This is a genomic window from Brachymonas moutaii (nom. illeg.) (assembly GCF_049977365.1).
Classification (GTDB): domain Bacteria; phylum Pseudomonadota; class Gammaproteobacteria; order Burkholderiales; family Burkholderiaceae_C; genus Brachymonas.
Map to the genome: position 1 here is coordinate 84,093 of NZ_JBNGEN010000001.1, position 23,234 is coordinate 107,326.

Sequence of the window (23,234 nt, forward strand, 5' to 3'; positions counted from 1 at the left end):
ATGGGGCGGTGCCTGCGGCACCGTCCGCATCAGCTGCGCAGGCGAGCGCCCAGCTGCTTTGTCAGCTGGGACAGAACGGCTTGCCGGGTAGCTTCGATGGTGTCTTCGGTCAGGGGGGCCTGGTCGTCGAGCAGGCGCAGGCGAATGGCCACGCTTTTCTCGTCGCTCTGCAGCCAGTCGGCGGGCTGCCCCTTGGAAGGGCGGAACACGTCGAAAACGGTGGCTTCGCGCAGGAGACCCTGTGCCGGAGTGGCCATGACGGCCGCGAGCAGGGCATCATGGGTGACCGACTCCTTGACGATGACAGCGATGTCACGATCGACGGCCTGGTACTTGGAGATGGGCGCCGTACGCGGCAGGGGGCGCTGCACCACAGCTTCCCAGTCGAGCTCGAAGACGACCGGAGCGAGCGGAAGGGCATAGGCCTGGCGCCAGCGCGGATGCAGTTCGCCGATGTAGCCGATGGACTTGCCCTCGACCATCACGCGTGCACAGCGTCCGGGATGGAGGGCCGGATGTTCGGCTGCCTCGAACGTGGCGCGCACGGGCGACAGCAGGGCCTCCACATCGCCCTTCACGTCGAAGAAGTCCACGGGAGTTTCCTTGAGTGCCCACTGCAGCATGTTCTCGGCTCCATAGGCCATGCCCGCAACGCGCATGGGCTGATCGAATCCCGCGACGGTGGTGTCGCTTTCCACGACATCGGGATCACGCAGGAACACACGTCCCACCTCGAAGATGCGCACCCGCTGGGCCTTGCGGTCCAGGTTGAACTTGACGACGTTGAGCAGCGAGCCGATCAGCGAGGAGCGCATGACACCCATCTGGCTGGCGATGGGGTTGAGCAGGCGGATGGGATTGTCGTTGCCGGCCAGCTCCTGTTCCCAGCGTGCGTCCACGAAGCTGTAGTTGATCGTTTCCTGATAGCCCAGGGCTGCCAGCATGCGGCGTACGGCAAAGGGATTGCGTTCGCTTTCTGGCATGGCCTTGGGCAGGATGGGGGCCACGGGCGGCGTATGGGGCAGCTTGTCATAGCCTACGATGCGCACCACTTCCTCGATGAGGTCTTCTTCCCCCTGCAGGTCGAAACGGTAGCTTGGAGGGATGACCGTGATGACACCCGCCTGGGCCGTGGCGGGCAGGCCCAGTCCCTGCAGGGCGGACAGGCATTGTGCTTCGGTCACGGGCATGCCGATGACCTTGCTGGCACGGTCCACGCGGAGTGTGACCGGGCGTGCTTCTGGCACATGCGGGCGCTCGTCGCTGGCCGGACCTGCCTTGCCTCCGCAGATGTCGATGACCAGTGCCGTGATGCGGTCCAGGACTTCCCGGGTGCGCGAAGGGTCGACTCCGCGTTCGAAGCGGTGTCCTGCATCGGTGGCAAAGTTGTAACGGCGCGAGCGGCCTGCGATTGCGCGAGGCCACCAGAAGGCGGCTTCCACATAGATGTTGCGGGTGCTGTCGCTGACTGCCGTGGCGTCACCCCCCATGATGCCGGCGAGGGATTCGACGGCGCGGTCATCGGCAATGACGCCCACTTCACCGTCCAGGGTGACGGTGGTGCCGTTGAGCAGCTTGAGCGTTTCCCCTGCCTGAGCCCAGCGCACACGCAGCGTGTCGCCAGAGATCCGGTCGCGGTCGAAAATATGGGTGGGCTGTCCCTGCTCGAACATCACGTAGTTGGAAATGTCGACCAGCGGCGACACGCTGCGCTGTCCACAGCGGGCCAGGCGATCCACCATCCACGCAGGCGTCTGGACGTGCGGATCGACTCCGGTGATCACGCGGCCGCTGAAGCGCCCGCACAGATCGGTTGCCTGGATGTCCACATGCACTGCATCCGGGGATGCGACGGACACTTCGGCGGACGGCAGCGGCGCGAGCGGCGCTCCGGTAAGTGCGGACACTTCGCGAGCCACGCCATAGACACTCAGGGTGTGGGCCAGATTGGGCGTGAGCTTGAGGGTGAACAGGGTGTCGTCGAGATCCAGATAAGTGCGGATGCTGGTTCCCACAGGCGCATCGGCCGGCAGTTCCATGAGGCCGCCATGTTCCTCGGAGAGCTGCAGCTCCCGGGCCGAGCACAGCATGCCGAAGCTCTGCACGCCGCGCAGCTTGCCGACCTTGATGCGGAAGGGCTTGCCATCTTCTCCGGGGGGCAGCTCGGCTCCGACCAGGGCACAGGGCACACGGATGCCTGCACGGGCGTTGGGCGCGCCGCAGACGATCTGCAGCGGCTCGTCCTGTCCGACATTCACCCGGCACACGCGCAGACGGTCGGCATCGGGATGCTGTACGGCTTCCAGAATTTCACCGACCACGATGCCTGTGAACGGAGGCGCCACGGGACGGAGCTCTTCCACTTCCAGACCAGCCATGGTCAGGGTGTCGGCCAGCTCCTGGGTGGACAGGGAAGGGTTGCAGAACGTGCGGAGCCAGGATTCGGGAAATTGCATGATGGGTTCTCTGAGACCTGTCCCGGAGGGGGCAGGTCGAAGGATGGGCAAGGGGAGGGGATGCGCTGCGCCGTCGGTGGAGCGCTAGGCTCAGCGAAACTGGCTCAGGAAGCGCACGTCGCCATCGAAGAAGAGGCGCAGATCGTTGACGCCATAGCGCAGCATGGTGAACCGGTCGAGCCCCATGCCGAAGGCAAAGCCGATGTACTGCTCGGGGTCGAGTCCCATGTTGCGGACCACGTTCGGATGCACCTGTCCGCTGCCGGCCACTTCCAGCCACTTGCCGGCCAGGGGGCCACTCTGGAACTGGATGTCGATTTCCGCACTGGGCTCGGTGAAGGGGAAGAAGCTGGGGCGGAAGCGCAGGACCAGATCATCGCTTTCGAAGAACGTGCGGCAGAACTCGGTGAAGATGAACTTCAGGTCCTTGAAGCTCACGTTTTCGCCAATCCACAACCCTTCGCACTGGTGAAACATCGGGGAGTGGGTGGCATCGCTGTCCACGCGATAGGTGCGTCCCGGAGCGATGACACGGATTTCCGGCATGCGCTGCCCCGCATCGAGCAGCGCCCGATGCCGCTTGACATGCTGCACCGCATGGCGAATCTGCATCGGACTGGTGTGGGTGCGCAGCAGATTGGGGGCATGGGCACTGCCGCCTTCCACGTAGAAGGTGTCGTGCATCGAGCGGGCAGGATGGTCCTCGGGCGTGTTGAGTGCCGTGAAATTGAACCAGTCGGCCTCGATCTCGGGGCCCCGCGCCACTTCGAATCCCATGGAACCGAAGATGGCCTCGATCCGTTCCGTGGTGAGTGTGACCGGATGCAGTCCTCCCAGTCCGCGCTGGCGGCCGGGGAGGGACACATCCAGACGTTCAGCCTGGAGATGTGCCTGCATCTCGGCATCGGCCAGGGCCTGGCGACGCTCCGTCAGGGCCGCCTCGATGGCCTGCTTGGCCAGGTTGATGGCGGCGCCACGGGTTTTCTTTTCCTCGACGGGGAGCTTGCCAAGCCCCTTCATGAGCTCCGTGATCTGGCCGGACTTGCCCAGGAAACGTGCCTTGGCATTCTCCAGATCGTTGGGGGTGCTGGCAGCGGCGAAATCCTGCCGGGCCTGGGTGACGATGGAATCCAGATCGTTCATGGCAAATACGGAAAAAAGACGGATCGGGGAAAGCGGGAGAGGAAGTCTCCCGCGGGGGACAGCATCAGCGGCATGTCCTGCTCCCTGCAATCGCAGGCAGGGCATGTGGGTGAAGCTGCCAAAAGCAACAAGGGCTGGTCCCGTGAAGCACCAGCCCTTGTTCTTGAGCGATGGACTTTCCCGAAAGAGGCCTCGAAGAGACCGATTCCGGGACGATCCCGCGTGCCATCAGGCTGCCAGAGAGGCCTTGACCTGATTGACGATGCCGGCAAATGCGGCAGCGTCGTGCACTGCGATGTCGGCCAGCACCTTGCGGTCCAGACCGATCTGGGCCTTGTTGAGTCCGTTGATGAACTGGCTGTAGGTCAGGCCATTGGCACGGGCGGCGGCGTTGATACGGGCGATCCACAGCTGGCGGAACACACGCTTCTTGTTGCGGCGGTCACGATAGGCATACTGACCTGCCTTCATGACGGCTTGCTTGGCAATGCGGAATACATTGCCGCGGCGGCCGCGGAAACCCTTGGCAAGGGCGAGGACTTTCTTGTGACGGGCACGAGCCGTGACACCACGTTTGACGCGAGGCATGTTCTATCTCCTTATTCGTCTGATTACAGGCCGGCGAACGGCAGCATCTGAGCCATGTGACCCATGTTGGTCTCATGCACGGTCACTGCACCACGCAGATGGCGCTTGTTCTTGGTGGTCTTCTTGGTCAGGATGTGGCGCTTGTAGGCCTGGCCACGCTTGACCGTGCCACCGGGACGAACGCGGAAACGTTTTTTCGCGCTGCTCTTGGTCTTCATCTTGGGCATTGTGATGCTCCTTCATTTGTGCTCGTGAGGCGGTGTGCAACCTTTCACACACGCTTGCTGGCCCCGAGCCACTTGTTGTGATCGCTTCCGTTGCCGGAGGCGGTCAATGGACAGGGCTGCCGGGTGAGGGCAGCCCTGCATCCATGGGGTGCGGATGGCAATGCGTCGCGCAGCGACGAGGCATCACTGTCCGGCTTCTGCTCCCGCGTCGACGGTGCTTTCGGAAGCGGGCTTGCCTGCGTCCTTGGCGTTGCCGACCACCTTCTTGCGGCCAGGAGCGATCATCATGATCATCTGGCGGCCTTCGAGCTTGGGGAACTGCTCGACGACAATGGTGTCGCCGAGCTCGTCGCGGATGCGCTGCAGCAGCTCAATGCCGAGCTGCTGGTGCGTGATCTCGCGTCCGCGGAAACGGAGCGTGATTTTACACTTGTTGCCCTCTTCAAGGAAGCGGCGAACGTTGCGCATCTTGATGTTGTAATCGCCTTCGTCGGTACCAGGACGGAACTTGATCTCCTTGACCTCGATGACCTTCTGCTTGGCCTTGGCTTCTGCGGCTTTCTTTTGTTCTTGGTATTTGAACTTGCCGTAGTCCATCAGGCGACAGACAGGAGGATGGGCCATGGGGGCAATTTCGACCAGATCGACATCCTGATCGCCAGCCATGCGCAGGGCTTCCTGCAGACTGACGATGCCGATGGGTTCGTTGTTGGGCCCGGAGAGGCGCACCTCGGGTGCGGAAATTTCGCGGTTCAGGCGATGCTTGCGTTCCTCGCGCTGACGACGATCACGATATTCGGTAGCGATGGTGAATGTCCTTTCAATACGTTGTATGCCAGTCGGGCGGCGAGCAGGCAAAGCCGCTGCCGCCCGGATACTCAGCTCTTTTGCGGAATGGGCGGAGTGGCTGACCGGCTGGTGATGTCACTCTGCACGAGGCTCATGAAATCCTCGACGGACATGACGCCAAGATCCTGGTTGCCTCTGGCGCGTACGGCCACCTGGTGGTTGTCGCGTTCCTTGTCTCCCACGACGAGGATATACGGCACTTTCTGGGTGGCGTGACTGCGTATTTTATAGGTAATCTTGTCGTTGTGCAGATCGGTGGCCACACGGATGCCGTGCCTGCGCAACGTTTCGGCCACCTGGGTGGCATAGTCGGCCTGTGCATCGGTGATGTTGAGCACCACCACCTGCTCGGGAGCGAGCCAGGTGGGCATTGCGCCGGCATAGTGCTCGATGAGGATGCCGATGAAGCGTTCGAGGCTCCCCACGATGGCCCGGTGCAGCATGATGGGGCGATGGCGGTTGCCGTCCTCTCCCACATATTCGGCATCGAGCCGCTGGGGCAGGTTGGGATCGACCTGGATGGTGCCGCACTGCCATTCGCGTCCCAGGGCGTCCTTGAGGGTGTATTCGATCTTCGGGCCGTAGAACGCCCCTTCGCCGGGCAGGTAGGTGAATTCGCAGCCGGAGGCGCGCAGGCCTTCGGCAAGGGCGTTTTCGGCTCGGTCCCAGCTTTCTTCGGTGCCGATGCGCTTCTCGGGGCGGGTCGAGAGCTTGTAGATGATGTTCTCGAAGCCGAATTCGCGATAGACGTTCTGCAGCAGGGTGGTGAAGGCCGTCACTTCGGACTGGATCTGTGCCTCGGTGCAGAAGATGTGGCCATCGTCCTGCGTGAAGCCGCGCACGCGCATGATGCCGTGCAGGCCGCCGCTGGGTTCGTTGCGATGGCACGCCCCGAATTCGCCATAGCGCAGGGGCAGGTCACGGTAGCTGCGCACGCCCTGCTTGAAGATCAGGATGTGGCCGGGGCAGTTCATCGGCTTGAGGGCGTATTCGCGCTTCTCGCTTTCCGTGATGAACATGTTCTCGCGGTATTTGTCCCAGTGGCCTGTCTTCTCCCAGAGCCCCTTGTCCAGAATCTGCGGTCCCTTGACTTCGAGGTAGCCGTTGTCCTGGTAGATATGGCGCATGTATTGCTCGACCTGCTGCCAGATGGTCCAGCCCTTGGGGTGCCAGAACACGGTGCCGGGCGAGAATTCGTCGATGTGGAAAAGGTCGAGTTCCTTGCCGAGCTTGCGGTGGTCGCGCTTCTCGGCCTCTTCGAGCATGTGCAGGTATTGCTTGAGCTCGTCCTTGGAGGCCCAGGCGGTGCCGTAGATGCGCTGGAGCATTTCGTTGCGGCTGTCTCCGCGCCAGTAGGCACCGGCGACCTTCATGAGCTTGAAGTATTTGAGCTTGCCGGTGCTCGGCACGTGGGGGCCGCGGCAGAGGTCCTCGAAGCGGCCTTCCCGGTAGAGGCTGACTTCCTCGCCCTGTGGAATGCTGCCGATGAGTTCGGCCTTGTACTTTTCTCCCAGATCCCTGAAGTAGGCAATGGCTTCATCGCGGGGGAGCACGCGGCGCACGACGGGTTCGTCCTTGCCGGCCAGTTCGGTCATCTTGGCTTCGATGGCGGCGAGATCCTCGGGGGTGAAGGGGCGCTTGTAGGCGAAATCGTAGTAGAAGCCGTTTTCGATCACAGGGCCGATGGTGACCTGCGCATCGGGGAACAGTTCCTTGACCGCATAGGCCAGCAGGTGGGCGGTGGAGTGGCGGATCATGTCCAGGCCGTCGGCATCCTTGGCGGTCACGATGGCCAGCGGGGTGTCGTGCTCGATGAGATAGCTGGTGTCGACCAGTCGGGAATCATCTGCGGAACCGATGCGGCCGCCGAGGGCGGCCTTGGCCAATCCGCTGCCGATGCTGGCAGCCACGTCGGCTACGGTGACGGGATGGTCGAAGCTGCGCTGGGAACCGTCGGGGAGGGTAATGCGTACCATCGTGAAAGACTCTGGATCAGAAAAAGGAGGGAAGGAGGCAACAAAAAGGCGCGGGGGATGCCGCGCCTGCTTCTGAAAACGGAATGTCCGCCGAATTTACCGACGGCCGTGCAAGCAGCGGCCCGACGTCTGCAGGGAGACGTCGAGAGAGGGGGAGGACGGAGTTCGCGGTGTCATAACCGGATGTGCCTTTCTCGCTCTTGCTGAGGGTGAAACAGGAAAAACCCTTTTGATTCTAGCCCAGATGCACGGACATGGGGCACCCCCATGCCGGTGCGCGGAAGGCATGGACACGGGGCAGCGGGAAAAGATCGCTACACTTGGAGCATGCGGGCTTGCCGGGGACACGTGCCTGACAGTCGGACGCATGACAGGCAGACACTACAGACAGAGAAGATCATGGCACATTACAACCCCCCCTTTGAAATCCATGTGCACGGCGAAGTGTCTCTGCATCCCGAAGTGAAGCTCGAAGATGTGCAGGAGGCACTGCGCCCGTTGTGGGAGTACGCAGGAGCCCGTTCTCTGCAGGACGGTGCGGCGAGCATCTATGACGAAGAGCCCGGCATCCAGTACGAGGCGCGCCAGCATCTGCTGCGCATGTGCTGGACGCTGCGCGGCGACGAGGATTTTCGCCAGAACATCGACGACATGTGCATGAACCTCAATGAGCTCGCCAGTGTGGGGGCGCCCATCGAGGTGTCGTTCTATGACACCGAATTCGATGAGGACGACGAGGAATCGCGCGATGAGGAGTCGCGAGACGATTTCATTCTGGTCTTCGTCGGTCCCACGCCGGCGGCGATCATGCAGATCCAGCGCGACTTGCTGGTGCAGGATGTGGTGAATGTCATGGAGCGGCATTTCGATGCCAGCGAGCTGACTGGTGTGGTGGGCGAGATCGACCGGCTGTTCACCGAGCGCTTTGATGCGCTGGTGGAGTCGCTGGAGATCGGAAAGTCGCCGAAAGGCGGCAATGCCGGAGGCACTGGGCACCGCAGTGGCGGTGGACGCAAGCCGCGCCATCTGCATTGATGCGAAGGCGCGACTGGTGCGCAAGGTGGCAGGGCCTTCACTGCCTTCCTTCAGAGGGAGGGCGTGTTCTGGCAGCAGCGCCCCAGCGGGAGCAGTGCGGGATCGGTGCCCGCTTCCCCCAGAACCCAGAAAGCTGTGATCGGCAGACGGTGATCAGGACAGGGTGACTGCGTGGGCTTCGATGTGAGGCAGATGCAGCCAGCGCCTGGCGGCTGTGGTGAGCCGTTCCGGGAAAGCGGTGCTTTCGAGGATCAGGGTGCCGGGCACGGGGCGCTCTGGGTGTTCGTTGGCATCGTCGGGCGAGGGCACCGGGGCGCTGCGCAGCAGGCCCGTCTTGCCGAGCAGACGTGCGGTTTGGCGTGCTACCGGTTCGCCGGGCTCGATGAGCGCGACGCCGGGGCCGGCCAGTGGCGCGAGCAGCCGTGTGGCAAACGGGTAGTGCGTGCAGCCCAGCACCAGGGTGTCGATGCCGTGGGTGGAGTCCTGTCCGACGAAGGGCGACAGTTCGTGCATGTAGCGCTCGCAGAGGCTGCGCACGGTTTCGCCATCGGGGTTGGGATGGTTTTCCAGGGCATTTTCGATCGAGAGGGCAAGGCCGTTGCATGCCAGGATATGCAGGTGGCGGTTGGTGCCCCAGGTGCGGGCCAGCTGCTGGAAGCGGGCGCTGCCTACCGTGGCGCGCGTGGCCATGACTCCGATATGGCCGGTGCGCGTGAGCGATGCGGCAGGCTTGATGGCCGGTTCGATGCCGATCAGCGGCAGGGTGGGGAAACGTTCGCGCAGCAGGGATGCGGCAGCGGCAGTGGCCGTGTTGCAGGCGATGACGAGGGCCTTGATGGCGTGGACGCGCACCAGATACTGGGTGATGTCCAGGCAGCGGCGTCGGATGTCGTCCTCGCTGCGTTCGCCGTAGGGGGCCCAGGCGGTGTCCGCAAGGTACACGAAGTCTTCCTGGGGCAGCAGGCGCAGCAGCTGGCGCAGTACGCTCAGTCCTCCCACCCCGCTGTCGAAGACGCCTATGGGTTCGAGACTGTGGGGATTGAAGACCGGCATGGAGTGTGCCCGGAAGCAAGAGGGAAGAAAAAGTCGCCCGTGCTGGAGGCATCAGATGGCCTTGCAGCGCGGGGACTCTGTGTGCCACTCAGGCTGCTTCCGAGGGAGGCGGACCCGAGAAGAACGAGGAGGGGTGCGGCAGGGCTGCCGCACCGTGAGACTGCGTATCAGCCTGTCAGCCGGCGATGATGCCGACGCCCTTGAATTCGCCGCTGGCGATGCGCTGGGACCATTCGGCCGGGCCGGTCTTGTGAACCGATACGCCCTGGGCATCGACCGCGACGGTGACGGGCATGTCCTGGACTTCGAATTCGTAGATGGCTTCCATGCCCAGATCCTCGAAAGCCAGAACCTTGGCTGCCTTGATGGCCTTGGAGACGAGGTAGGCGGCTCCGCCAACGGCCATCAGATAAGCGCTCTTGTGCTTCTTGATGGCTTCGATGGCGACCGGGCCGCGCTCGGCCTTGCCGATCATGGAGATGAGGCCGGTCTGAGCCAGCATCATCTCGGTGAATTTGTCCATGCGGGTGGCTGTGGTGGGGCCGGCAGGGCCGACCACTTCGTCACGCACGGGGTCGACCGGGCCGACGTAGTAGATGACACGATTGGTGAAGTCGACCGGGAGTTTTTCGCCCTTGGCGAGCATGTCCTGGATGCGCTTGTGGGCGGCATCGCGGCCGGTGAGCATGCGGCCGTTGAGCAGCAGGGTCTGGCCCGGCTTCCAGGAGGCGACTTCTTCCGGGGTGAGGGTGTCGAGGTTGACACGGGTGGCCTTGTCGGCATCGGGATGCCAGTCGACCTTAGGCCAGAGGTCGAGGCTGGGCGCAGCGAGATAGACCGGACCGTTGCCCTTGAGGGTGAAGTGGGCGTGGCGTGTGGCGGCGCAGTTCGGGATCATGGCGATGGCCTTGCCTGCCGCATGGGCCGGGTACATCTTGATCTTGACGTCGAGCACGGTGGTGAGGCCGCCGAGGCCCTGGGCACCGATGCCGAGGGCGTTGACCTTTTCGACGAGTTCCATGCGCAGCTTTTCCACATCGGTGAGGGGTTCGCCGCGCTTGGCCTTTTCCTGCAGTTCATGGAAGTCGAGGTCTTCCATGAGGGCCTGCTTGGCCATGAGCATGGCCTTTTCGGCCGTGCCGCCGATGCCGATGCCGAGCATGCCGGGCGGGCACCAGCCTGCACCCATGTGGGGAACGGTGTTGAGGACCCAGTCGACGACGCTGTCGCTGGGGTTGAGCATGGCGAACTTGGACTTGTTTTCGCTGCCGCCGCCCTTGGCTGCCACGGTGACTTCCACGGTGTTGCCGGGCACGATTTCGGTGTGGATGACGGCGGGAGTGTTGTCGCCGGTGTTCTTGCGCTTGAACTGGGGGTCGGAGACGATGGAGGCGCGCAGGGTGTTGTCAGGGTCGTTGTACCCGCGGCGCACGCCTTCGTTGACGGCGTCATCGAGGCTGCCGGTGAAGTCGCCCCACTGGACGTCCATGCCGACCTTGAGGAAGACGTTGACGATGCCGGTGTCCTGACAGATCGGGCGGTGGCCCAGTGCGCTCATCTTGCTGTTGGTGAGGATCTGCGCCATGGCGTCCTTGGCGGCGGGGGATTGTTCCATTTCCCAGGCGCGGGCCAGGTGCTCGATGTAGTCGGCGGGATGGTAGTAGCTGATGTACTGCAGCGCGGCGGCGATCGATTCGATCAGATCGTCCTGCTTGATGATGGTGGTCATGGGGTTCCTTGCGGTGCGGGGTCAAAACATGCAGGGTGTATGTGTCTCCGGGCAGAGGCTAAAAAGGCGCCGCCCGGAGCGCAGGCGCTATTGTGCCCTGTCTGGCTGACGTGCGGCCAACTCGGCGTTTTCGGGAGAACCCGGCAGGGCGCACACACCGGGTTGGCGCAGGTGGAGCGCTGCCTGGGCCAGCAGGCCGGAGGAGATGGGGGCCGTGAGGAACAGGAAGAGGGTGATGAGCAGTTCGGCGGCATGCAGGTGCAGATCGAACGCCGAGGCTCCCATGGAGGCGAGCAGGATGCTGCCGACGCCCAGGGTCGAGGCCTTGGTGGGGGCGTGGAGCCGCATGTAGAAGTCCGGAAAGCGGACGAGGCCGATGGCGCCGGCGAGCATGAAGAAACTCCCGGCCAGCAGCAGCAGGGAGAGAAGCCAGACGAGGAGCGATGCGAGGAAGGGAGGCATGGGGATTTCTCCTGCGGATCATTCGATGACGGTGCCGCGGGCGACGTAGCGTGCGGCGGCCAGTGTCGAGACGAATCCCAGCATGGCGATGACGAGCGCGGCTTCGAAGAAGAGAGCCGACTGCTGCAGGATGCCTGTGAGCACGATGAGGGCCAGGGTGTAGAGATAGAGGGTGTCGAGTGCCAGAATGCGGTCCGGCAGAGAGGGGCCTTTCCACAGACGCCAGGCGCACAGGAGCATGGAGAGTCCGGCTGCCCCCATGGCAATGCGCAGGGCCAGGATCCAGATCGGGTAATCAGCGGGATGGGGCATGGGGAAGGGTCTCCGGTGGGGTGTCGAAGATGGCGGCAAGCGGCTGCTCGTAGCGTGTGTGAATGGAGGCCAGCGCGCCTGGAATGTCGTCGCAATGCAGGGCATGCACCAGGATGCGGCGCCTGTCGGGGCTGATGGTGCAGCTGATGGTGCCCGGGGTGTTGGTGATGATGGAGGCCAGCAGGTCGATGGCCAGGGGGTGCCGCAGGGAGACGGGGACTTCGAGCCAGGCCGGATGCAGGGCCGACATGCGTCCGAGGGCCTGACGGGCCACGATGAGATTGCACAGGAGAATGTCCTGCAGCACATGGGCCACGAGTCGGGGGATGGGCTGCCAGCGGATGCGGGTGGAGGTGTCGGGTGCATCCGGGGTCTGCGGGGGTGGGGGGAGACGCATGAAGGCGTGCAGCACCCGGGGCAGCACCAGGGCGAACAGAAGGGCCATGAGCCAGTGGCCCGGGCTGTCTGCATCTTCCAGCAGCAGCCAGCATGCCGCCAGCCAGAGGCTCCACCAGGGATGGGGCAGCCAGCGGCGCAGGCTGGAAGCAGAAGGTGCGGAGGGAGGGGTCATGGGTGGGCCTCCTTGGATGTGGCTGGCATGTGGCCGGTGTAGGGGCGTGTGCTCAGGGAGATGCCGTTGTGCTGCTGTGGCCCCAGGACCTGGGTGGCATAGCTGTGGATGTCGAGGAGCTGGCGGGCCATGGCGTCGGTGTAGTGCTTGAGGGGCGCGGCATACACGGCCACGAGCATGACGCAGCCCAGCAGCAGGGAGGACGGGGCCAGCACGGCCCAGGAGGCGGCGCTGGGAATATAGGGGGTCGAGGCGGGAAGGTGACCGCTGGCAGGCGCTGCGGGCTCTACGCTCCAGAACAGCAGGCTGCCTGCGCGTGCCAGTCCTATGAGGGTGAGAAAGCCCACACCCAGCACGGAAGCCCAGATCAGCCCCTGGTGCATGTGTCCGGCTGCGGCGTGCAGCAGCATCAGCTTGCCGAGGAAGCCCGGCAGGGGAGGAAGGCCCGCTGCCGAGGCCGAACCGAGCAGCACCAGCAGCCCCAGCGTGGCGGGCTGGGCGAGGCGGTTGGCTGGCTGCAGGCGGTCATAGGCGGAGCCGCGCTGGAGGGCGACGAGTTCGACGAGCAGGAACATGGCGGCCATGACAAGGGTGCTGTGCAGCGCATAGTACAGGCCGGCAGAGAGGCCCTCGACCGTGCCGAGTCCCGCACCGGTGAGCACGGTGCCGACCGAGGTCACGGTGAGCCAGGCCACCAGACGGGCCAGTCGGTGGGCAGCGAGCGCCCCGAGCACCCCGGTGACTGCCGTGAGAATGCCGAGCGGCAGCAGCCAGTGCTGTGCCACGTCGCCAGCACCCGGCACCTGGCCCCACATCATCACATGGGTGCGGAGAATGGCGTAGATGCCCACCTTGGTCATGATGGCGAACAGGGCGGCCACGGGAGCGCTGGCAGAGGCATAGGTGCCGGGCAGCCATACGTGCAGGGGAAACACCGCAGCCTTGAGGCCGAATACGGTCAGCAGCAGCAGCGCCGTGATGCGCAGCAGCCAGGCCTGGGTGGCTGATTCCTGGGCCAGCTGCATGGCACGCAGGGCCACATCGGCCATGTTGAGCGTGCCGGTGATGCCGTAGACGAGGGCCAGTCCGATGAGAAAGAACGACGAAGCGACCAGATTGAGGATGACGTAGTGCAGGCCGTTGCGCAGGCGTTCGTCTCCGCGTCCGTGCAGCAGCAGGACATAGCTGGCAATGAGCAGGATCTCGAAGAAGACGAACAGGTTGAAGAGGTCGCCCGTGAGAAAGGCGCCGTTGAGCCCCATGAGCTGGAGCTGGAAGAGCGCGTGAAATTGCAGGCCCCGTTCGTCCCAGCCGTGACAGGCGTACCAGAGGATGGGGACGGCGATGAGCCATGCCATGGCCAGCATGTAGGCTCCCAGACGGTCCACCGCCAGGACGATGCCGAAGGGAGGGGGCCAGTTGCCGAGGCGGTAGACCATGACGGAGCCTGTGTCGGCGACCTGCAGCAGCGCCACGACGACGATTCCTCCGAGCACCAGGCTGGTCAGCCCCAGTGCGCGCTGGAGGCGCAGACGGCGCTGTCCGGACACCATCAGCAGCACGATGGCCGTGAGCAGGGGCTGCAGCACGGGCAGCAGGGGCAGGTGCTGGCGCCACGCCGGAGGCAGGAGGGTCAGTGCGGGAGCAAGCTCATGCATGGGGTGCCTCCTCGCGCGCGGGAGTCCCGGGCTCGTGGCCGTCGACATGGTCGCTGTGGTGGGTGTGATAGCCCCGGAGCGCCAGTTCGAGCAGCAGTCCCGTGGTGGCAAAGCCGATCACGATGGCCGTCAGGACCAGGGCCGGGGGAATGGGGTCGGCCAGCGTGCGCGCCGTGGAGGGCGTGTCATGGCCGATGAGGGGGGAGGCGTCGAGCCACAGGCGTCCCATGGCGAAGATGAATGCGTTGACTGCGTAGCCCAGCAGGTTCAGTCCCAGCACCACGGGCCAGCTCCGGCCCCTCAGGATCAGGTAGATGCCACTGGCGGTGACGAGGCCAATGCCGCTGGCCAGCAGGAATTCGAGGCTCATGATGGATCTCCCTTTGTGGGGAGCAGGTTCGGGCCCGGCATGCCGTCTGGCAGACGTGCGGGAGAAAGAGACGCAGGGTGGGCATGGCGCGAGGCCTGTCCCAGCACGGACAGCGTGAGCAGCACAGAGCCGATCACCACGCCGTAGACTCCCAGGTCGAACAGCGCGGCCGAGGCAAGCGGCACTTCGCCCACCACGGGCCATACCGGATGGCCGGCGGCGCTGGTGAGGAAGGGGTATCCCCACACCATGGCCCCCAGCCCGGTGAGGGCCGCCATGCCCAGGCCCAGCGCAATCCAGCGCACGAAACGGTCGCCGTGGCGGACGTGCAGCAGGGCATCGGCTTCGGTCTGCCCGCGGGCCATGTACTGCAGCACCAGTCCCGCCGCAGTGATCAGGCCGGCGATGAACCCCCCGCCAGGCGCCTGGTGCCCGCGCAGGAAGACGTGCAGTGCCACGAGCACGATGAAGGGCAGCATGACCGTCGCTCCCATGCGCAGCATGAGCGGTGAAGGGGCAAAGGACCAGACAAGGCCCTGCGGATCCCGTGCGGGGCGCTCCACGCGGAGGCCCTGCATCAGGGCCATGACTCCGAGCCCTGCGATGGACAGCACGGTGATCTCGCCCATGGTGTCATAGCCACGGAAATCGACCAGGATGACATTGACCACATTGCCGCCGCCGCCGTGGGGCAGCGCATTCTGCAGGAAGTACCAGGCGATGGACGCATGGTCGCGCGTGAGCATGACCCAGGCCAGCCATGCCACCAGGGCACCGATGGACAGCGCCAGCGCACCGTCGCGGGCCTTGCGCCATGCGGAAGATTCGCGCGGAGTGGTGGGCGGCAGCAGTGCCAGCCCCATGAGCAGCAGCACGGTGGAAATCACCTCCACGCTCAGCTGTGTGAGAGCCAGGTCGGGAGACGACAGAAACACGAAGCACAGTGCAGTGACCATGCCTACGATCGAGATGAACACCACGCTGTACAGGCGCCGGTGATGCCACCGGAGCACGGACACGCATCCCAGTGCCGTCAGCCCCCACAGCAGCCAGGCCAGCGGAGTGGCGGGCAGCAGGATGCGCGTGCCGGCAACGGGCAAAGCATCGGGCCATGCGATGGCCGCTCCTGCTGCGCACATGACGACGCACCCCAGCAGCAGCACCAGGTAGCGCTGCAGCGAGCCGTTGGCGGTCAGGCTGGTGAGACGCCCGGCCAGTGCGAACAGATGGTCTATGGCGCGGGTGTAGAGCTCGGGCCCGCTCCAGTGCTTCCAGAATCCGCTCTCCGGACGCAGCTGCAGCCGCCGGTCCCGCACAAGCCAGAAGTAGATGGACAGGCCGGCGATCAGGGCGACAGCGCTGATCAGCAGCGGGACATTCCAGCCATGCCACAGGGCCAGATGGACGTCGACTGGCGTTCCGTGCGCCGTGGAGGCGGCGCTCCGGACCAGACCGCCCCAGAAAGCCTCGGGAAAGCACCCACCTGCTGCACACACGGCGGCCAGCAGCAGAACCGGGGCACGCATGCTCCAGACCGGATCCGTCAGATGGGGATTGCGGCGGGCCTGCGCGGCAAACGCGGCATCTCCCCGACGGAAGAAGGTGTCGAGCAGAAAGCGCGCCGAATAGGCCACGCTGCCCGTGGCGCCCAGCGCGGCCACTGCGACCAGGACCCAGCCCATGGGCGAGAGCGCCTGCAGCGACCAGACCGAAGTCAGGAACATCTCCTTGCTCACGAAGCCGCCGAGCGGCGGCACGCCGGCCATGCTGGCCGTGGCCACGGTAGCGGCGGTGGCCGTCATCGGCAGATACAGGGAGAGCTGGCCGAGTTTGCGCATGTCGCGGGTGCCGGCCTGGTGGTCGACGATGCCGGCCGTCATGAACAGGGCTGCCTTGAAGCTGGCGTGGTTCAGGATGTGCAGCATCGCCGCCTCCATCGCCAGGGGCGTGCCGATGCCAATCAGGCACACGATGAGTCCGAGGTGGCTCACCGTGGAATAGGCCAGCAGTGCCTTGAGGTCATGCCGGAAAATGGCCACCGCTGCCGCGAAGGCCATGGTGCACAGCCCCACGGGCAGCACGATCTGCTGGAACAGCGCATTCCCCTCCCATACCGGAAAGAGGCGCAGCAGCACATAGATGCCCGCCTTGACCATGGTGGCCGAGTGCAGGTAGGCCGAAACGGGGGTCGGTGCCGCCATGGCGCTCGGGAGCCAGAAATGGAAGGGCAGCTGCGCGCTTTTGGTGAAGCAGCCCACCAGAATCAGTCCCAGCGCCCATGGAAACAGCGGATGGGCCTGGATGTGGGAGGCCAGGGCTGGCAGCTCGCTGATGCGCATGGTGCCGGTGATCTGTCCAATGAGCATGAAGCCACCCAGCATGGCGAGCCCCCCGCCGCCGGTCACGGTCAGTGCCATGCGCGCGCCGCGCCGTGCGTCGTATTGCGTGCCCCAGTAGCCGATGAGCAGGAAGGAGGAAAGGCTCGTGAGTTCCCAGAACACGATGAGCAGCAGCAGGTTGTCCGCCAGCACGACGCCCAGCATGGCCGACATGAACAGCATGAGCCGGCTGTAGAACCGTGCCGTGGAATCGTGTCGGTGCAGGTAGCCGCTGGCATAGACGATGGTGAGCAGGCCCATCACGTCGATCAGCCCCACGAACAGGGCCGAGAGCGGGTCGAGCCGCAGGGAGATGTCGAGCCCCAGCTCGGGCACCCAGGGCATGGAGGTCTGCACTGCCCCGGCGGCCATCAGGTCGGGCAGCAGGCTCAGCAGGCATCCCAGGCTGCCCAGGGCCAGCAGGCCAGCGAGCACGGCACTGGCCTGGCGTGCCGCCGGCCGTTCAGCAGCCGGAAGCGCGCCGTTGCGCAGGGCGCGGCCCGGCAGATGGTGCGGGAGCAGGGTGAGGGGGATGCCCAGCAACAGGGGCACCAGAAGAATGGCTATGAGCTGCGGCGGACCGGACATTCCTGGGCAATCGGACAATCATCGGAAAGAACGCGAACGATGGTCGGATCTGACGGGTCTGCATGGGCACACCCGCGCACGGCAACCGCTGCGGGGAAAAACCCATTGTAATGAGAACCGTGTGCAGCCTCCGGCAGAGGCCGGGAGCTGCAGCCGGTGGCTGGTGGCCGAACGGCAAGGAGCCCGTCGTGCGTCGGAGGTCTCTTCTCCAGTCACCAGCAGGGGGGAGAGCCGGCAGTGCGATGCCGGCTTCTCATCGGCTTACTCGCCGTCAGCCGAACGTCCGAGCCAGTGTCCCTGCATGCGCCGGCCCACGCTGCCCGAGAGCCGCGTGAGCGGGGGCAATTCGCTGGCCAGCTCAGAGTCCAGACAGACCTGCACGCAGTCCCGGATGTGCTGCTCGCCCAGGTAGCGCAAGGCGGCATAGCCCAGGCCAGCGGCAGCCAGCTGGCCGGCAACGGGCACGTACTTGACGGCCTGCTTCGAAGTCATGCGCACACCGGCACGGCGCAGGACCTGCAGTACCACTTCCTTGGTGACCAGGCGCCCGATCATCATGGTGCCGACCGTGGCGATGGCTTTCTGCAGGCGTTCCTGGCGCCCCGGATCAAGGCGCGAGATCTGTGCGGGTGTGAGACCGAACTCGGCATTGATCTGCGGAATCACGCGGGTGATCAGGGAGGCGTCGACCAGCCAGTCCACCCCGGGAATGGGCACCATGCTGGTGACAGCGCCCGTCAGGGCCTTGCGACGCAGCAGCTTGCGGGCACGCACAATGGCGTCTTCCAGCTCGGGATGTCCCTGTGCCAGACGGGATGCTTCGATGCGCATGGAACGGATTCTCCTTGTATGGTCTCGTGGGGTGCCGACCCTGTATTCCGATGTGCCCGTGTGACGGACCCGGCATCGGCGGCGTGAGGCAGTCTAATACCTTTGCCCTGCGCACGGCAAAACAGGGAACAGAAGCTGTTAAATGCAGGCAAATCAGAAAGTATCAAGCCATGGCAATGATGGCCGGCTGACTGGGGGCGTACCCTTTCCGGGAAGAAGGGGATGCAGGGGCTCCTGCATAATTGCATGCCATCCGATGGCATCGGCCATGCCTCCAGGGGGTGATCATCGCAGGTCTGTCTGCGGAGGCCATGCCCAAAGGGGGGTGACGAAGGACTTTCATGAAAGCGCTTGCCTTGCATGCCGGGCCGGCAGCCCTGGCCCATATTCGTGCACACGGCCTCGTGCCGTCCCATGTCGCTGCGGTGCCGGCTGCGGCAGGTGGCCCCAAGGGTCTCATGCTGCTGCACCTCGACAGGCATCTGTTCGGGCATTGGCTGCCGCAGGCCGAAGGTCCCATCGATCTGGTCGGAGCCTCCATCGGCGCATGGCGACTGGCCACGGCCTGTCTGGATGATCCGGTGGCCGGCTTCGATGCTCTGGAACACCACTACATCCATGACAGCTATCCGCTGCGGCGGGCGTGGGGACGCTGGCGCCTGCCCCCGCCGTCTGCCATCAGTGCTTCGTTTGCGGCCAACCTGCATGAAATCTTCGACGGGAGCGTGGACCGGGTGCTGGCGCATCCCCGCTATCGGCTGCACGTCATGACCTCGCATGGGCGGAGCGGGCTGCTGGCGAAGGAAGGCACGTGGCGCAGCACACTCGGGTACCTGGCCGCCTATGTCGGCAACGTCCGCAGGCGCGAGGCACTGGGGCAGTGGCTGGAACGCGTGGTGTTCTCTGCACCGATGATTTCGGGTGGGGCTGGGGTGGACGCGGGTGGGCCCGAGCCGTCTCCCCTGCCGTTCGATGCGCGGGACTTTCCGACCCGGCAGGTGAGCCTGACGCCAGCCAGTTTTCTGCCTGCCGTGCAGGCCAGTGGCTCGATTCCATTTGTGCTGGAGGCCGTGCATGACATTCCGGGAGCCCCACGCGGTGCCTACTGGGATGGGGGCATCACCGACTACCATCTGCACCTGCGCTATCTGCAGGGCCTCTCGGCGCAGCCCGCAGGCACTGGACCAGCCCGCAGCATCGTGCTGTATCCTCACTTCCAGCGCACCCTGATTCCCGGGTGGTTCGACAAGGCCTGGACTCGGCGCCATGCAAGCACGGCAGCCCTTGATCATGTCCTGCTGCTGTCCCCGCGCCCGGACTGGGTGGCACACCTGCCCCATGGCAAACTCCCAGACCGCCAGGATTTCAAGCGCTATCTGGGCGATGACGCGGGGCGTATCCGGGCCTGGACCCAGGCCATGGCAGCCAGTCGCCAGCTGGCCGATGAATGGGCGCACTGGCTCGAACATCCCGACCCGGGGCAGGTGCAGCCTATCTGATCCTGCACTCTGTGCGCTCCGTTGTGGAGGCCACCTCGCTGCCTGCCTGTTTCTGCATCATTCCCATCATGTCTTCTTCCGATTCGTCTTTTTCTCTCTCTGCTCCCCTTTCGGTTCCTGCGGGAGTCGATCCCGTGGCGTGGGGCGAGCTGCGGCCTCACGTGCGCACCCTGCTCGAACGCATAGGCCGCCGCACGCGTCCGCCTATGGAAAGCCTGCCCGCCGATCTGGCGCGCGAGGCCTATGCGCTGGGCTCCGAGGTGCTGGAGATCCGTCCCCCCGAGCTGGCCCGTGTCGAGGAGCTTCGGATTCCCACGCGCGATGCGCGCAGTATCCCGGGCAGGCTCTACATTCCCCTGCGGGGGGCAGAGCAGGACGCCACCGTTCCGCTGCCGGTGCTGGTCTTCTACCATGGGGGAGGATTTGTGGTCGGCAGCGTGGCCACGCACGACACCCTGTGCCGCGCGCTGTGTGCGGGCAGTGGCTGCGCCGTGGTATCGGTGGACTACCGGCTGGCCCCCGATCACAAGTTTCCCGTTGCCTTCCAGGATGCGTGGGATGCGATTTTCTGGTTGCGGCAGAAGGCAGCGGCCCTGGGGCTGGATGCCCAGCGCATGGCCGTCGGTGGGGACAGCGCAGGGGGCACCCTGGCGGCAGGATGTGCGGTGCAGGCCGCGCAGGAGGGAGTGCCTCTGCGCCTGCAGCTGCTCTTCTATCCCGGCATGCAAGCTGCGCCCCTCACCCCTTCACGACACAAGTATGCGCAGGGCTTTTTGCTCACAGAGCCCCAGATCGCATGGATGTTCGAGCAATGGGTGAACAGCCCTGCCGACTATGAGGACTGGCGGTTTGCTCCCTTCCTGGCCCCACGGGTGGATGGTGTGGCTCCCCTGTGGCTGGGGCTGGCAGAGTGCGACCCGATCTATGACGATGCCATGCTCTGGGCCGACCGGCTGCGTTCGGAAGGAGTGCCCGTGACGCTGGAGGTCTACCACGGTGTCATCCATGAATTCATCAAGATGGGGCGAGCCATTCCCGAAGCCCTGCAGGCCCATGCAGATGCCGCCGCCGCCCTGCGCCGGGCACTGTGGGAGGAGTGAAGGCATCCGCACCTGTTCAGGGATTCTGTGGGCCCGCTACGCCATGCCGTTGCGCCGGGCCAGCTCCAGAAACAGGGCAGAGTGGTCCAGATCGCCGAGCCCGTGAGCGATGGCATCGGCGTAGAGCTGCTCGACCAGCGCCGTGATCGGCAGCTGGCAGTCCAGGGCATCGGCCGTGTGCAGGGCGTTGCGCATGTCCTTGAGCTGCACCTGCATGCGGGCACGTCGGGCAAAGTCGCGCTGCACCATGCGTTCGCCGTGCAGCGTCAGAATGCGGCTGTCGGCAAATCCACCGAGCAGCGCCTGTCGCACCTGCGCCATGTCGGCCCCGCCCCGGGCACAGAGCAGCAGGGCTTCGGCCACGGCGCCGATGGTGGTGCCCACGATCATCTGGTTGGCCACTTTGGCCAGCTGCCCGCTGCCGGCAGGGCCCACCCGTGTGGCACGTCCGAGTGCCGAGAAGATCGGTGTGGCGCGTGCGAAATCCTCTGCGCTCCCACCCACCATGATCGACAGCGTGCCTGCCTCGGCCCCCACGGTGCCGCCCGAGACGGGGGCATCCAGCGCATGGATGCCCAGCCGGGCCAGCCGTTCGGTATGCGCGCGTGCTTCGTCGGGGGCGATGCTCGCCATGTCGATCCACAGCGTGCCGGGCCGCATGTGGGCGGCAGCCTCCGCGGCGCCGAACAGCACGTCCTGCACGACAGGGCCGTTTTCCAGCATGCCCACCACCACATCGGCGGCTCGGACGGCATCGGCAGCCTGTGTGTGGAGCACCGCTCCGGCCTCGCGCAAAGGCTCGGCCCGTGCAGTCGTGCGGTTCCAGACATGCACCCGATGCCCTGCAGCGCAGAGTCTTTGCGCCATGGGCAGCCCCATGGCGCCGGTGCCGAGCCAGGCCAGCTGCAGCGGAGTGAAGGCGGTGGAAGAAGATGGAGCGGCAGGAGAGGATGAGGACGACATCATGAGCGCGTGAGGGACAGGTCTTTCTGCAGCCGCTGGAATTCGGACGACTGGCGCAGCAGCACGGAGCCTGCTTCTTCCAGCAGGTTGATCTGGGCGGGTGGCAGGTACAGGCTGGTGGGAATGTTCAGCGCCTGTCGGCGTTGGGCAGCATCGGGCAGATCTGCAAGATCGAGGCTGATGAAATACAGATCCACCGGTGTCTCGCCCGTTTGCCGGGCACGGGCCTGCTCGCCTGCCCGCCAGTGATCGATCAGCCGCCGGAACTGCCGCAGCGATTCCTGCGAGTTCCTGTCGATGGGAATGTTCACCAGGGCCTGCACCACTTCGCGGGTGGGCGGAACGGCTGCACTCTGGTCGATGACCGAGGCGGGACGGTTCTGCGCATTGACGCTGAGCACCACGATGCGGCGTGCCCGGTGCAGGGTGAACTGGTCGTAAATCTGCTCGCTGCTGTAGAGCTGGGTGGCATCGAGCAGGCCGCGCATGCCCAGGTTGTCCACCAGCCCGCCGTCGAGCAGATGGATGTAGGGGCGCTGGCGGCTTTCGTCATAACCTGTGAGCGAGCGCACGATCTCCATGCGGGTCTTGTGTTCCAGGCTGCCGGGCGACGTAAGGAACAGCGCCTGCTGCATTTCCTCCGGCAGGGTGTAGTGGCAGTGTCCACCGTGGTTGTTGAGCGTGACCGGCGCAAACACCAGCGGCACCGCGCTCGATGCCGCCACGGCCCTGGCCACTGGCAGCTTCGACAGGTTCAGACAGAGCACATCGAAGTTCTCCTGAATGAAGTCGAGCCGTGAGCCGGTGGACATGTCGGTCGCACTGATGACGGAGAAAGGCCCCTTGCGGCGGCTGGCCAGATCGCCGAAGGTGGCGTGCCGGAAAAGCGTCAGGTCGAGCTGCTCCTCCAGCAGATCGCCTCGTCCGAATTCCGGTGAGCTCAGGCGCGACCAGTTGGTCACCGAGAACACCTTGTGCACGATGTTGCGCTGAATGTCCTGCTTGAGAAAGTGCGGCTCGAAAGTCTGGAAGATCTCCGGCCCTTCCAGCGCCCAGGCGGCCGACAGCATCGAACCGCCCGAAATGCCGAACGTCAGATCCACCTGTGCCGACAGGTCCGTGGTCTCGCCGTTCCGGACGAACTGCTGCCGGCGCATCTCCTTGAGCACGCCATATCCCAGCGCCGCCGCCCGCGAGCCGCCGCCCGAGAACATCATCACCACGAACAGGTCATCGGCCCGTGCCCGGTCTGCCGTCTGCGACTGCACTGCCGTGCGCAGCCGGTAGCCCACCTCGGGCTGCACCCGGTCGATGGTGGCAAGCGGGGTATAGCGCACTGAGGCACAGGCCGCCAGCAGGCAGCACATGCCCACCAGCCACAGGGAGCGCAGGCTCAGCAGGACAGTCGGCAGGGGACGCATCGGCAGCATGGGAGGCAAGAATCGT

The 23,234-nt window shown here is 65.0% G+C and carries 20 protein-coding genes; 3 read left to right on the forward strand and 17 right to left on the reverse strand.

Annotation, left to right across the window (positions count from 1 at the left end; translation table 11 throughout):
* Positions 1 to 29: 29 nt before the first annotated feature.
* From pheT to thrS, 6 genes are all read right to left on the reverse strand, one after another.
* Positions 30 to 2,456, reverse strand: coding sequence for a phenylalanine--tRNA ligase subunit beta (gene pheT, locus ACP2WS_RS00425; protein WP_426458969.1), 2,427 nt, complete (start codon positions 2,454 to 2,456; stop codon positions 30 to 32).
* Between the two features lie 90 nt (positions 2,457 to 2,546).
* Positions 2,547 to 3,599: a phenylalanine--tRNA ligase subunit alpha gene (gene pheS / locus ACP2WS_RS00430; protein ID WP_426458970.1), complete on the reverse strand. Its 1,053-nt coding sequence runs from the start codon at positions 3,597 to 3,599 to the stop codon at positions 2,547 to 2,549.
* A 228-nt stretch (positions 3,600 to 3,827) separates the two neighbouring features.
* Positions 3,828 to 4,187 (reverse strand): 50S ribosomal protein L20, encoded by a 360-nt coding sequence (rplT, locus tag ACP2WS_RS00435; protein ID WP_374492622.1) that lies wholly within the window; start codon positions 4,185 to 4,187, stop codon positions 3,828 to 3,830.
* A 23-nt stretch (positions 4,188 to 4,210) separates the two neighbouring features.
* Entirely contained in the window at positions 4,211 to 4,414 is a 204-nt protein-coding gene (rpmI, locus tag ACP2WS_RS00440) for a 50S ribosomal protein L35 (protein WP_374492624.1), read from the reverse strand.
* 183 nt (positions 4,415 to 4,597) lie between these two features.
* Positions 4,598 to 5,272 (reverse strand): translation initiation factor IF-3, encoded by a 675-nt coding sequence (gene infC / locus ACP2WS_RS00445; protein WP_426458971.1) that lies wholly within the window; start codon positions 5,270 to 5,272, stop codon positions 4,598 to 4,600.
* A 20-nt stretch (positions 5,273 to 5,292) separates the two neighbouring features.
* The gene (thrS, locus tag ACP2WS_RS00450; protein WP_426458972.1) at positions 5,293 to 7,239 is read right to left on the reverse strand and encodes a threonine--tRNA ligase; all 1,947 of its coding nucleotides are present in this window, start codon (positions 7,237 to 7,239) and stop codon (positions 5,293 to 5,295) included.
* Between the two features lie 399 nt (positions 7,240 to 7,638).
* Here thrS and ACP2WS_RS00455 point away from each other — a divergent pair, with 399 nt between their 5' ends.
* Entirely contained in the window at positions 7,639 to 8,274 is a 636-nt protein-coding gene (locus ACP2WS_RS00455) for a DUF6806 family protein (protein WP_374492628.1), read from the forward strand.
* 153 nt (positions 8,275 to 8,427) lie between these two features.
* On the opposite strand, the gene murI is transcribed toward ACP2WS_RS00455, so the two are convergent.
* The 9 genes from murI to ACP2WS_RS00500 form a co-directional block, all read right to left on the reverse strand.
* Complete coding sequence (gene murI, locus ACP2WS_RS00460; protein WP_426458973.1) at positions 8,428 to 9,327, reverse strand: glutamate racemase; 900 nt, start codon at positions 9,325 to 9,327, stop codon at positions 8,428 to 8,430.
* A 175-nt stretch (positions 9,328 to 9,502) separates the two neighbouring features.
* On the reverse strand, positions 9,503 to 11,056 hold the full coding sequence (locus ACP2WS_RS00465; RefSeq protein ID WP_374492631.1) for a fumarate hydratase: 1,554 nt from the start codon (positions 11,054 to 11,056) through the stop codon (positions 9,503 to 9,505).
* Positions 11,057 to 11,143: 87 nt separating this feature from the next.
* A complete protein-coding gene (locus ACP2WS_RS00470) occupies positions 11,144 to 11,518 on the reverse strand; it encodes a Na+/H+ antiporter subunit G (protein WP_426458975.1) in 375 nt (124 codons plus the stop codon).
* 18 nt (positions 11,519 to 11,536) lie between these two features.
* Complete coding sequence (locus ACP2WS_RS00475) at positions 11,537 to 11,830, reverse strand: K+/H+ antiporter subunit F (protein ID WP_374492634.1); 294 nt, start codon at positions 11,828 to 11,830, stop codon at positions 11,537 to 11,539.
* Positions 11,814 to 12,401: a Na+/H+ antiporter subunit E gene (locus tag ACP2WS_RS00480; RefSeq protein WP_426458976.1), complete on the reverse strand. Its 588-nt coding sequence runs from the start codon at positions 12,399 to 12,401 to the stop codon at positions 11,814 to 11,816. Before ACP2WS_RS00480 ends, ACP2WS_RS00475 begins: the two co-directional genes overlap by 17 nt.
* Positions 12,398 to 14,059, reverse strand: a complete 1,662-nt coding sequence (locus ACP2WS_RS00485; RefSeq protein WP_426458977.1) for a monovalent cation/H+ antiporter subunit D — start codon at positions 14,057 to 14,059, stop codon at positions 12,398 to 12,400. The genes ACP2WS_RS00480 and ACP2WS_RS00485 overlap by 4 nt, the downstream gene beginning before the upstream one ends.
* Positions 14,052 to 14,429 (reverse strand): Na+/H+ antiporter subunit C, encoded by a 378-nt coding sequence (locus ACP2WS_RS00490; protein WP_426458978.1) that lies wholly within the window; start codon positions 14,427 to 14,429, stop codon positions 14,052 to 14,054. Before ACP2WS_RS00490 ends, ACP2WS_RS00485 begins: the two co-directional genes overlap by 8 nt.
* Entirely contained in the window at positions 14,426 to 17,395 is a 2,970-nt protein-coding gene (gene mbhE / locus ACP2WS_RS00495; protein ID WP_426458980.1) for a hydrogen gas-evolving membrane-bound hydrogenase subunit E, read from the reverse strand. Before mbhE ends, ACP2WS_RS00490 begins: the two co-directional genes overlap by 4 nt.
* A 261-nt stretch (positions 17,396 to 17,656) precedes the next feature.
* The gene (locus ACP2WS_RS00500) at positions 17,657 to 18,226 is read right to left on the reverse strand and encodes a hypothetical protein (RefSeq protein WP_426458981.1); all 570 of its coding nucleotides are present in this window, start codon (positions 18,224 to 18,226) and stop codon (positions 17,657 to 17,659) included.
* A 341-nt stretch (positions 18,227 to 18,567) separates the two neighbouring features.
* On the opposite strand from ACP2WS_RS00500, the gene ACP2WS_RS00505 reads away from it, so the two are divergent.
* Together ACP2WS_RS00505 and ACP2WS_RS00510 are read left to right on the forward strand one after the other, a co-directional pair.
* Positions 18,568 to 19,725 carry a patatin-like phospholipase family protein gene (locus ACP2WS_RS00505; RefSeq protein ID WP_426458982.1) on the forward strand — a complete coding sequence of 386 codons (1,158 nt, stop codon included), beginning with the start codon at positions 18,568 to 18,570 and terminating at the stop codon, positions 19,723 to 19,725.
* Positions 19,726 to 19,793: 68 nt separating this feature from the next.
* Positions 19,794 to 20,825 (forward strand): alpha/beta hydrolase, encoded by a 1,032-nt coding sequence (locus ACP2WS_RS00510; RefSeq protein WP_426458983.1) that lies wholly within the window; start codon positions 19,794 to 19,796, stop codon positions 20,823 to 20,825.
* A gap of 36 nt (positions 20,826 to 20,861) precedes the next feature.
* Here the strand turns inward: ACP2WS_RS00510 and ACP2WS_RS00515 are convergent, their stop codons facing one another.
* Both ACP2WS_RS00515 and ACP2WS_RS00520 read right to left on the reverse strand, forming a co-directional pair.
* Positions 20,862 to 21,788, reverse strand: a complete 927-nt coding sequence (locus ACP2WS_RS00515; RefSeq protein ID WP_426459561.1) for an NAD(P)-dependent oxidoreductase — start codon at positions 21,786 to 21,788, stop codon at positions 20,862 to 20,864.
* Positions 21,788 to 23,218: a patatin-like phospholipase family protein gene (locus tag ACP2WS_RS00520; protein WP_426458984.1), complete on the reverse strand. Its 1,431-nt coding sequence runs from the start codon at positions 23,216 to 23,218 to the stop codon at positions 21,788 to 21,790. Before ACP2WS_RS00520 ends, ACP2WS_RS00515 begins: the two co-directional genes overlap by 1 nt.
* Positions 23,219 to 23,234 lie beyond the last annotated feature (16 nt).

Coding starts and splice junctions, on each gene's coding strand:
- pheT (WP_426458969.1), bottom strand. CDS start 2,456: ATGCAATTTCCCGAATCCTGGCTCCGCACGTTCTGCAACCCTTCCCTG.
- pheS (WP_426458970.1), bottom strand. CDS start 3,599: ATGAACGATCTGGATTCCATCGTCACCCAGGCCCGGCAGGATTTCGCC.
- rplT (WP_374492622.1), bottom strand. CDS start 4,187: ATGCCTCGCGTCAAACGTGGTGTCACGGCTCGTGCCCGTCACAAGAAA.
- rpmI (WP_374492624.1), bottom strand. CDS start 4,414: ATGCCCAAGATGAAGACCAAGAGCAGCGCGAAAAAACGTTTCCGCGTT.
- thrS (WP_426458972.1), bottom strand. CDS start 7,239: ATGGTACGCATTACCCTCCCCGACGGTTCCCAGCGCAGCTTCGACCAT.
- ACP2WS_RS00455 (WP_374492628.1), top strand. CDS start 7,639: ATGGCACATTACAACCCCCCCTTTGAAATCCATGTGCACGGCGAAGTG.
- murI (WP_426458973.1), bottom strand. CDS start 9,327: ATGCCGGTCTTCAATCCCCACAGTCTCGAACCCATAGGCGTCTTCGAC.
- ACP2WS_RS00465 (WP_374492631.1), bottom strand. CDS start 11,056: ATGACCACCATCATCAAGCAGGACGATCTGATCGAATCGATCGCCGCC.
- ACP2WS_RS00470 (WP_426458975.1), bottom strand. CDS start 11,518: ATGCCTCCCTTCCTCGCATCGCTCCTCGTCTGGCTTCTCTCCCTGCTG.
- ACP2WS_RS00475 (WP_374492634.1), bottom strand. CDS start 11,830: ATGCCCCATCCCGCTGATTACCCGATCTGGATCCTGGCCCTGCGCATT.
- ACP2WS_RS00480 (WP_426458976.1), bottom strand. CDS start 12,401: ATGACCCCTCCCTCCGCACCTTCTGCTTCCAGCCTGCGCCGCTGGCTG.
- ACP2WS_RS00485 (WP_426458977.1), bottom strand. CDS start 14,059: ATGCATGAGCTTGCTCCCGCACTGACCCTCCTGCCTCCGGCGTGGCGC.
- ACP2WS_RS00490 (WP_426458978.1), bottom strand. CDS start 14,429: ATGAGCCTCGAATTCCTGCTGGCCAGCGGCATTGGCCTCGTCACCGCC.
- mbhE (WP_426458980.1), bottom strand. CDS start 17,395: ATGTCCGGTCCGCCGCAGCTCATAGCCATTCTTCTGGTGCCCCTGTTG.
- ACP2WS_RS00500 (WP_426458981.1), bottom strand. CDS start 18,226: ATGCGCATCGAAGCATCCCGTCTGGCACAGGGACATCCCGAGCTGGAA.
- ACP2WS_RS00505 (WP_426458982.1), top strand. CDS start 18,568: ATGAAAGCGCTTGCCTTGCATGCCGGGCCGGCAGCCCTGGCCCATATT.
- ACP2WS_RS00510 (WP_426458983.1), top strand. CDS start 19,794: ATGTCTTCTTCCGATTCGTCTTTTTCTCTCTCTGCTCCCCTTTCGGTT.
- ACP2WS_RS00515 (WP_426459561.1), bottom strand. CDS start 21,788: ATGTCGTCCTCATCCTCTCCTGCCGCTCCATCTTCTTCCACCGCCTTC.
- ACP2WS_RS00520 (WP_426458984.1), bottom strand. CDS start 23,218: ATGCTGCCGATGCGTCCCCTGCCGACTGTCCTGCTGAGCCTGCGCTCC.